Raw genomic sequence first — 9,146 nt, 5'->3', positions numbered from 1 at the left:
ATTTAGTATTTCCTTCTTTATATATTTTATCTAGCCCATCTTTTTTTAATTTATTAACACCTTTGTATAACTCATTAGATCCTTTTGCTAGGTCATTTGTTCCTTTTAAAAGTTTACTTGAATTATCATTTAAAGTTTTAGTACCACTAACTAAGCTTTTACTACCTTGAGCTAGTTGGTTAGTACCTTTGCTTAATTCACCAGTTCCAGCAGCCAATTTTTTACTACCATCTTCAAGTTTATTAGTAGCTGCTGATAATTGTTTTGAACTACTACTTAAAGTTGAACCGGCATCCACTAAAGATTTGAAGTTAGAACTAAAGCTATTTGAACCAGATTTTAAGTTTTCTAGTCCAGCACTTAAGTTATTAGCTCCACTTACAGCACTGCCCATTCCATCTTTTAAACTATTTAGGCCACCCCTTTGACCTTCAGAAACTTGACTTAAAGAACCTGCTAATCCTCTTAATTGATTAGCAACTTCTGGATTAGATTCATCTAAAGCTCCAGCTATATTGTTTAATCCTTCAGCAACCTGGTCTATATTATTTGTAGATGCTATTAAACTATCTACACCAGAAGCTCCATTAGAAAGTCCAGAACTAAGTGCATTAGCACCGTCACTAGCACTATTAATTCCATTGTTAATAGCTGAGTAAGCATCATAAAGCTTATTAGTATTTCCTACAAAAGATTCAACTCCATTAGAAAACTTACCTTGAGAATCATTTAGCTGACTAAGGCCGCTACTTACACTTTTTGCACCATTGTCTAAAGATGGAGCAGATTGATTTAATTTATCTATACCACTACTTAAATCCTTAGAGCCTTTATCTAAAGATTTTACACCCTGATCAAACTTAGCGAAATTAGTATTTAGTTCATTATTTCCGTCCAATAATTTTTTAGATCCATCTAATAAATCATCTCCGCCTTTTCTTAAATCATTTAAAGATTTAGATAAATCATCTAAAGTAGAGTTTTTATCAATTCCTTTAAGCTCTGGAATTTTTGGAGTTGCCATAACCATTATATTAGGCATTTTAAATTTATCAGCATTTCCTTCAATAACTAGAGTGTCTTCTAATTCTAAATAATCTTCTATATCTTTACTTAAGTCTAAGCTTTCTTTTAAACCAGGGAAAGATGCAAATGTTACACTAGATTTTTTACCATCATCTAGAAGCTCTCCACTATTTATTTTTATATTTTTAAAATTATCTCTTTCAAATAAAACTTCAGTAGCTGTTAAAAATGGTACATACATATCTCTATTTTTACCATTTACTTTACGGATTTTCTTTTCATTGTTTTTAAGGTCTATAGTTATTTTAAACTTACCTGATTTACCATCAATTTCTTTAGCACTAACTTTTTTGCCGTTTAATTCATATTGAATATCTACATCAATAGGAAGTTTTTTAGAACTCTCTCCTTGGTAGTATAAATCCTCTTTGTTAACATTCCACTCAACTGAATCATTATTTATTACAGGTTTTTCATCACCTTTTACATTTTTTATATTTTTAAGATTACTAGAATCAGTAAATTTTCCAAGTTTCTCATCACTGTTTATCCAAGTAGAAACAATAGTCTTTTCAACGCTACCATTATTATTTAATATGGCATATACAGTTTCTTCTTTTTTTACATCTGCAAAGCAAATCCCAGTATTTAAAAATATCATAAGTGTAGTTAAAGTAGCTATTGAAGCTTTTGGTAAATTAATTCTTTTCATCCTTATATATCCCCCTTATTTAAATTTTTAGGTTGTGAAGTCACAAACCCTTTACTAGTTTTTATTATAAATTTGTGGCAAACTAATAAAATTGCAGGAAGCATAAAAATGATTATAAACATACTTATGATAGCTCCTCTTGCCATAAGTGAACATAATGCACTTATCATTTCTAGTTTAGAAATAAGTCCAACACCTATTGTAGCGGAGAAGAATGATAAAGCACTTGTTACAATTGATCTTGCACTGCTTTGTATTGAAGCTGTCATAGCTTCAAACTTATTATCATTTACAGCTAATTCTTCTTTAAACCTAGAAGTTAAAAGTATTGCATAGTCAACGGTTGCACCAAGTTGAATAGTACCTATTACTATTGATGCTATAAAAGGTTCTACAGTACCTGTATAGTAAGGTATTCCAAGGTTTATAAATATAGCTGACTCAATGGCTAAAACTAATAAAATAGGTAGAGAAAGTGATTTAAATACTATTGCTATAATTACAAATATAGCTATTATAGATACTAAACTTACTTTCTTAAAATCTGTGTCAGCAATTTTTATAAGGTCATCAGTTAAAGGTGCTTCTCCTCCAACTAGACCGTCTCTATCGTATTTATGAACTATGTTATTTAGTTTATCTATTTGAATGCCAGCTTCATCTGTTGCAGCTCGATACTCTGAATTTACTATGAGTTGTTCGTATCCGCCAGACTTAACTGAACTTATTAAATCATTTGGAAGTATATCTTCAACTATTGCAGGACCTATTACTTTTTCAAGGGCAACAACTGAATTTATTCCATCTAAATTCTCAATTTCTTTAATCATCTGGTCAACTTTATAAGAATCAAGTGAATCTTTAACCAAAATGATATTTGTACTATTCATTTTGTAGTCATCTTTTAATTTGTTTGTAGAAACTATAGATGGTAAATCATCAGGTAAAGATTCGTCTAGGTTGTAATAAACTTTTGCATTTGATGAACCTATTACAGATGGTATAAACATCAATAAAAATAAAACTACTAATAATTTGTAATGTTTAACAACTATTTTTGATGATTTTTTAAATGTAGGTAAAATTGGTTTGTGTTTGTATTTATGAATTTGCTTATCAAAGATTAGTATAAGAGCAGGAAGTATAGTAACTGTACATATAACTCCTAGTAAAACCCCTTTTGCCATAACTAAGCCCATATCCATTCCAAGGGCTAAATCCATTGCACAAAGAGCTAAAAATCCTGCTACAGTAGTTAAGGAACTACCAAATACTGCTGTTGTGGTATTTGAAATAGCTACGGCCATTGCATCTATGTGGCTATCATATTTTTCTCTTTCTTCATCATACCTGTGAAGTAAGAATATGGAGTAGTCCATGGTAACTCCAAGTTGTAATACAGCACTTAGTGCCTTGGTTAAATAAGAAATTTCACCAAATATTATATTGCTACCGAAGTTATAGATTATAGCAAATCCTATACTAAGTAAAAATATAAATGGAGTAACATATGAATCCATTGTAAAACTTAAAACTATTAATGTAAGTATTACAGCAACTACTACATATAGTGGAGTTTCTTTATCTGAAATGTCTTTAGTGTCTTTTATGATACTTGCCATACCACTTAGAAATGCTTGCTTTCCTGTAACTTTTCTTATTTCTTCTACAGCATTTAATGTTTTAAGAGCTGCAGAACCTTCTTCTAATTTAATAACCATAAGAGTTGAATTTTCGGTATACAATAAGTCTGTTACATCTTTTGGTAGAAGTTCTCTAGGTACTGATAAATCTACAACATCATCAACCCATAAAACATCTTTTACACCTTCAACTTTAGTTAATTTTTCTTTGAGCTTAGCTACATCTTTATCTTCCATGTTTTCAACTATTAACATAGCCAAAGATCCGCAATCAAACTCGTCTTTAAGTATTTTCTCTGCCTGCGTTGTCGATAAATTATCTGGTAAATAACTTAAGATATCATAGTTTATGTCTGTGTTTAAAAAGCCAATTGCTGATGGAACTAATAATAGTATAGCTATTACTAAAATTAACTTACTTCTTTTAGCTATTTGTTTTGACAATCCCCTCATCTAAAGTTTACCCCCCTCTAAAATATTTAGGCATGCCCAAATTTGTTTACAAAATAGATTGTATGAGTAGTACAACCTATATGTCAAGTATATTTATGTTTTTTATTATCTCATTAATTTCTATGTTGTTAGTTGACTCTTTAGTATCTGAAATAATTTGAATTACTTTTTCTTGGCTTATATTTAATAGTAAAAGCCTAGTTTTTATTGTACTTTCAATAATTTCATCTAGTGTTAAGTTGATATCATTTTTATAAAATCTACGCAAAAGTTCATCTTCCCCAGCTGAACCAATTACAATGCTTAGACTTATATCCTTTTCTTTAAAATCAAAATTTAATTCTCTTAAATTAGCTTTTAGTATTTCACCTAGAGTTTTAAGATATTCTTTTCTTACTGAGTCTATTTCAGATGCTTCTATGTACACTCTAAATAAAGATTGGTTAGTTGCTATAGTCTTTATATATATATATTGGGTTATAGCATAACTAAGTAAAGGATCTATAGACTCGCTACTTGATCTCTTTGTGTGAAAATAAATTTTTTCGATTAAGTTTTTGTAAAGATATAAAACAATATCTTCTTTTTTCTTAAAATAGTAGTATAAATGACCTCTACCTAAATTACAGACTTGTGCTATTTGTCTTATTGTTGTTTTTGTATACCCCTGTTGAATAAAAAGCTTAGATGCTTCTAGTATTATTGTATTTCTAATGTCATCCTTATGTTCAAACTCCACATTGATCACCCCTTTAATTTTGTTTATAGTATCATTTTAACAACATTTTTTTAATTTGTAATCTATTAAAAAAAATTAGCACTCTAGTATTGACAGTGCTAACAAAGATGATAAAATAATAAATGTAGGGGGATTTACTTTATCCCAATTTTATTTAATAAAGATAAATTTAAGGAGGAGATAAATATGCAAAACAAAAAAGGAAACATATCAATACATACAGAAAACATATTTCCTATAATAAAAAAGTGGTTATATTCTGATAAGGATATATTTGTAAGAGAACTTATAAGTAATGGTTGTGATGCGATAAATAAATATAAAAAATTAGTATCACTAGGGGAAATAGAAAATAAACAAGATCAAGATTATAAAATTAATGTAACAATAGACAAAGATAATTCAACTCTTATATTTGAAGACAATGGAATCGGGATGACTGAAGAAGAAGTTGAAAAATATATAAATCAAGTTGCATTTTCAGGAGCTGAAGACTTTGTAAATAAATATAAAGATAAAATGAGCGAAGAAAATGATATTATTGGACACTTTGGATTAGGTTTTTATTCAGCATTTATGGTATCTAGCAAGGTTCAAATAGATACTTTATCATATAAAGAAGGTGCTCAAGCTGTAAAATGGGTAAGTGAAGGTCAAACAGAATATGAACTTTCAGCAAGTGAAGATAGAAAATCAAGAGGTACTACTATAACTTTATTTTTAGCTGATGATAGCAAAGAGTTTTTAGAAGAGTACACAGTAAGAAGCATAATAGATAAATATTGTTCATTCTTACCTGTAAATATTTATTTAGATGTTAAAGATAGTTCTAAAGAAAAAGATGAAAATAGTGAAAATGAAATAAAACCATTAAATGATACTTATCCTTTATGGCTAAAATCTCCAAAAGATTGCACAGATGATGAATATAAAGAGTTTTACAGAAAAGTATTCAACACATTTGATGAGCCATTATTCTGGATACATCTAAACGTAGACTATCCATTTAATTTAAAAGGAATATTATATTTTCCTAAATTAAAAAATGAATTTGAACTTATAGAAGGTAAAGTTAAACTATATAATAACCAAGTTTTCGTTGCAGATAACATAAAAGAAGTTATACCAGAGTTCTTATTATTACTAAAAGGTGTAATAGACTGCCCAGACTTACCATTAAATGTATCTAGAAGTTTCTTACAAAATGATAAAGATGTAAGTAAAATATCTAAGCATATAATTAAAAAAGTTGCAGATAAATTAAAATCACTTTATAAAAATGAAAGAGACAACTTTGAAAAATTCTGGGATGATATACAAGTATTTATTAAATTTGGATGCTTAAAAGACGAAGGATTCTATGATAAGATAAAAGATATTTTATTATTTAAAGATATAAATTCAAATTATATTACACTTAATGATTACTTAGAAAAATGTAAGGAAAAACATGAAAATAAAGTATTCTATGTAAGTGATGAAGAACAGCAATCACAATACATTAAGTTATTTAAAGATTATGATTTAGATGCAGTTATACTAGATTCTAGCATAGATAATCACTTTATATCTTTTATAGAATTTAAAAATCAAGGAGTTACATTTAATAGAATAGATGCAGATTTATCAGATGTATTAAAAGACAAAAATGAAGATGAAAACAAAGAAAATAAAACAGAAATAGAAAATTTATTCAAAGAATATGTTAAAGATAAAGTAAAAGATTACTCTGTAGAGAGCTTAAAGAGCGAGGATACTACAGCTATAATATTAGTATCTGAACAATCTAGAAGAATGGCTGAAATGAAATCTCAATTTGCAGGAATGGATCTTGGAATGAACTTTGAAGAAGAAAAAACTTTAGTTATAAATGACAATAGTCCTATAATTAAAAAGTTAGTATCTTTAAAAGACGATGAAAGTAAAAAAGATCAAATAGAGTTAATATGTAATCAAATTGTAGATGTTGCATTACTTGCAAATAAAGAATTAGACGCTAAGGAATTAGATGAGTTTATAAATAGAAATAATAAACTTATGAATATGTTAATAGGTTTATAGGGATAAGGGAGTGTTGATATGATTTGCTACACAAGCTGAAAAGAAGCTTGAAATGTAGCTAAATCATATCAACACTCCTTATTTATGTTACAATTTTTTATTTATAAGATAAGTTTCAATAAGTAGTAGCACTATTGAAGCTATGGTTGAGATTATAAAGTTTTTAAAGCTAGTAGAACATATTAATACTCCAACTACCATAAAGGTAAATCCATTTATATATCCATTTGTTTTGATTTTAATATTAAAAGTAGGTAATCCATCATATTTTTCCAGTGCAGATAATAAAAGGCCATAACCTATAAAGCATATACCTATAACCAATCTTAGACCTACTAATTTGGTAAACATATTTAACACATCCTCATTATAGATAATTTAAATGGTAGTTACTTTATTATATGCGTGGGTAAAAATAAATTGAATATTAACAGCAATAATTGGTGTGAAAATTTGGAAGGTTCCGAAAATAGATTGATATATATATACAAAAATGGTATATTTGAATTGTGAAAACACAATGTTTGTAAAATAACAGAAAAGTATGGGGGACATGATTATGAAAAAATTATTATCAGTATGTTTTATGCTTATATTATCAGTTATAACATTAATTGGATATCTAAACCAAAAAAGAAAGAATAAAACTGTTTAAGCTCCATAGATATAATATGGTATTTCTATAGTGTATTACGTTGAATATTAAAATGAAATTAGTATAAAAGGGTTCATTATTATATTAAAATACAAGCTAAAAGCTTTGGAGTATTTTGAGTATAACAATGAACCCTTATTAGTTATAATTTATCATATTGATTTTACATATTTTTATTATTTTTTTCTTGTTTTTTTATTTTATTTTCAACTACTTTACCTACTGAAAACTTTACTATAGCGTATAAAGCAATAGCAATAATAGCACAAAGTATACCTTGTTTTGGATTAGTCCATAATAATAGTACCCCTACAGATAAGCATATAAAACCATTTATAGATCCATTTATCTGGTCTTTAGAATAAAAGAAAGGAAGTCCTTTGTACTTCTCTATTCCGGAAACTATAAGCCCATAAGCTATAAATAATAATCCTAGAATAGCTCTTATTCCAATTTCAGTACCAATCATTAAAAAACCCCCTAAAAAATCATATTTACTATAATCGTAACCATTTTACAATAAAAAAGTCAAGTAACAAAATTTTATACTAATTTTTGGGTATTGTTTGATAATATAAATTTAGGGTAATATTAATATAGTTTAAACACGGGAAACTTGAGGAGAGAAATGATTTTGAGAAACAATATGAAAAAAATATTTATATATGTATTAGTTATAACATTTATATCTTTGGGAGTGATAGCTATAGATGGTATATATGATAATATATACACCATTAAATTGATAAACACTGAAAATGAAAAAATGGTAGGGGATTTATCTGAAAAAGATATAAATGAATATGAAGGTAAAATAAAAAATGAGTTGAGAAATGAGCTTAATCAAAAGCTTCTGAAAAATAAAAAAAATATAAAAAATAGTTATTATGCTCTGGGGAAAATAGAGTCATTGAAAAAAAACTATAAACAATCAAATTACTACCTAATAAAATCTATTGGATATATGGAAAATAAAAATAGTGAGGTAGATTTTAAAATATATAGAAATTTGTCATTTAATGCTATTCGTACAAATGATATTAAGCAATTTAAAAAATACTTTAAAGAAGCTAAAAAAATTGCAACTAAATCAAATTTAACTGATGAACTATCAAATTTTTACTATTCACTAGCAAGGATGAATTTAAGATATAAAGGAAGTATGTGCGATAGTATTGATTTAATGAAAAAAGCTGTAAAACTAGAGAGTACAGATAAAACAAAAATGGCAGAATATAATTTTTTGGCATCTTTATATAGGTCTAACGGGCAATTTAGCTTATCTTTAACTTATGTTATGGAGGGTTGGAAAATTGCATATGAGAATAAAGACTATGAAAATATGTGTAAAGCAATTATAAATTTAGGCGAAAATTATTATGTTCAAGAAAATTATAAAAAAGCTGCATATGTATACGAGTCAATTCTTAAGGATGATAAGTTTAAAATGAATGATAAAAACTTATCAGTGATAGGGTATTTAATGGAATCATATTTTAAGTTAAATGAAAATGAAAAAGCAGAAAAGTTAAAAGCTAAGTATGAAGAGATTGCAAATAAATTAGAACCTACAGAAAAAAATAAAGAGTTAATATGGCTTTATATGGTTTATTCAAATGTTAAATTAAATCAAGATAATTTAAAAGTGTCTAAGGAATACTTAGATAAAGCTAAGAAATTGTATGATGAAAATTCTTTAAATGCTTATCCTAATTCAGACTTATATTTAAAAAAATTAGAGATTGGAAATAATTATAAGGGTGATTCAAATATCACATATTCACAAACCCTAGAAAGTTATAATGAATTATTAAATGAAATTAAAAAAAGAGGCATAAAATCAGATATATACATAAC

At 27.1% G+C, this 9,146-nt stretch carries 6 protein-coding genes and 1 pseudogene; 2 read left to right on the top strand and 5 right to left on the bottom strand.

Annotated features, from left to right (window positions below; genetic code table 11):
• The 3 genes and pseudogenes from RWY47_RS11045 to RWY47_RS11035 form a co-directional block, all read right to left on the bottom strand.
• Positions 1-1,738 (bottom strand): annotated as a pseudogene (locus RWY47_RS11045) (hypothetical protein); the annotation flags it as partial.
• 2 nt (positions 1,739-1,740) lie between these two features.
• On the bottom strand, positions 1,741-3,834 hold the full coding sequence (locus tag RWY47_RS11040; RefSeq protein ID WP_150842355.1) for an efflux RND transporter permease subunit: 2,094 nt from the start codon (positions 3,832-3,834) through the stop codon (positions 1,741-1,743).
• Positions 3,835-3,910: 76 nt separating this feature from the next.
• The gene (locus RWY47_RS11035) at positions 3,911-4,573 is read right to left on the bottom strand and encodes a TetR/AcrR family transcriptional regulator (protein WP_025161441.1); all 663 of its coding nucleotides are present in this window, start codon (positions 4,571-4,573) and stop codon (positions 3,911-3,913) included.
• A gap of 186 nt (positions 4,574-4,759) precedes the next feature.
• Between RWY47_RS11035 and htpG the strand changes: the two genes are divergently transcribed.
• Positions 4,760-6,634 carry a molecular chaperone HtpG gene (htpG, locus tag RWY47_RS11030; RefSeq protein WP_224170345.1) on the top strand — a complete coding sequence of 625 codons (1,875 nt, stop codon included), beginning with the start codon at positions 4,760-4,762 and terminating at the stop codon, positions 6,632-6,634.
• An 87-nt stretch (positions 6,635-6,721) separates the two neighbouring features.
• On the opposite strand, the gene RWY47_RS11025 is transcribed toward htpG, so the two are convergent.
• Together RWY47_RS11025 and RWY47_RS11020 are read right to left on the bottom strand one after the other, a co-directional pair.
• Positions 6,722-6,985: a hypothetical protein gene (locus tag RWY47_RS11025; RefSeq protein ID WP_150842494.1), complete on the bottom strand. Its 264-nt coding sequence runs from the start codon at positions 6,983-6,985 to the stop codon at positions 6,722-6,724.
• Between the two features lie 467 nt (positions 6,986-7,452).
• Positions 7,453-7,758 carry a hypothetical protein gene (locus tag RWY47_RS11020; protein ID WP_053831054.1) on the bottom strand — a complete coding sequence of 102 codons (306 nt, stop codon included), beginning with the start codon at positions 7,756-7,758 and terminating at the stop codon, positions 7,453-7,455.
• 165 nt (positions 7,759-7,923) lie between these two features.
• Between RWY47_RS11020 and RWY47_RS11015 the strand changes: the two genes are divergently transcribed.
• The coding region (locus tag RWY47_RS11015) for a hypothetical protein (protein WP_316030330.1) at positions 7,924-9,146 on the top strand (1,223 nt) is incomplete at its 3' end.

This window comes from Paraclostridium sp. MRS3W1 (genome assembly GCF_032465715.1).
GTDB lineage: Bacteria > Bacillota > Clostridia > Peptostreptococcales > Peptostreptococcaceae > Paraclostridium > Paraclostridium dentum.
Note: the sequence above shows the minus strand (reverse complement) of the source record. Positions and strands in the feature narration are given on the sequence as shown.

Excerpts from the sequence above, each read along its gene's own strand:
- RWY47_RS11040 (WP_150842355.1), bottom strand. The coding sequence starts at position 3,834 with ATGAGGGGATTGTCAAAACAAATAGCTAAAAGAAGTAAGTTAATTTTA.
- htpG (WP_224170345.1), top strand. The coding sequence starts at position 4,760 with ATGCAAAACAAAAAAGGAAACATATCAATACATACAGAAAACATATTT.
- RWY47_RS11025 (WP_150842494.1), bottom strand. The coding sequence starts at position 6,985 with ATGTTTACCAAATTAGTAGGTCTAAGATTGGTTATAGGTATATGCTTT.
- RWY47_RS11020 (WP_053831054.1), bottom strand. The coding sequence starts at position 7,758 with ATGATTGGTACTGAAATTGGAATAAGAGCTATTCTAGGATTATTATTT.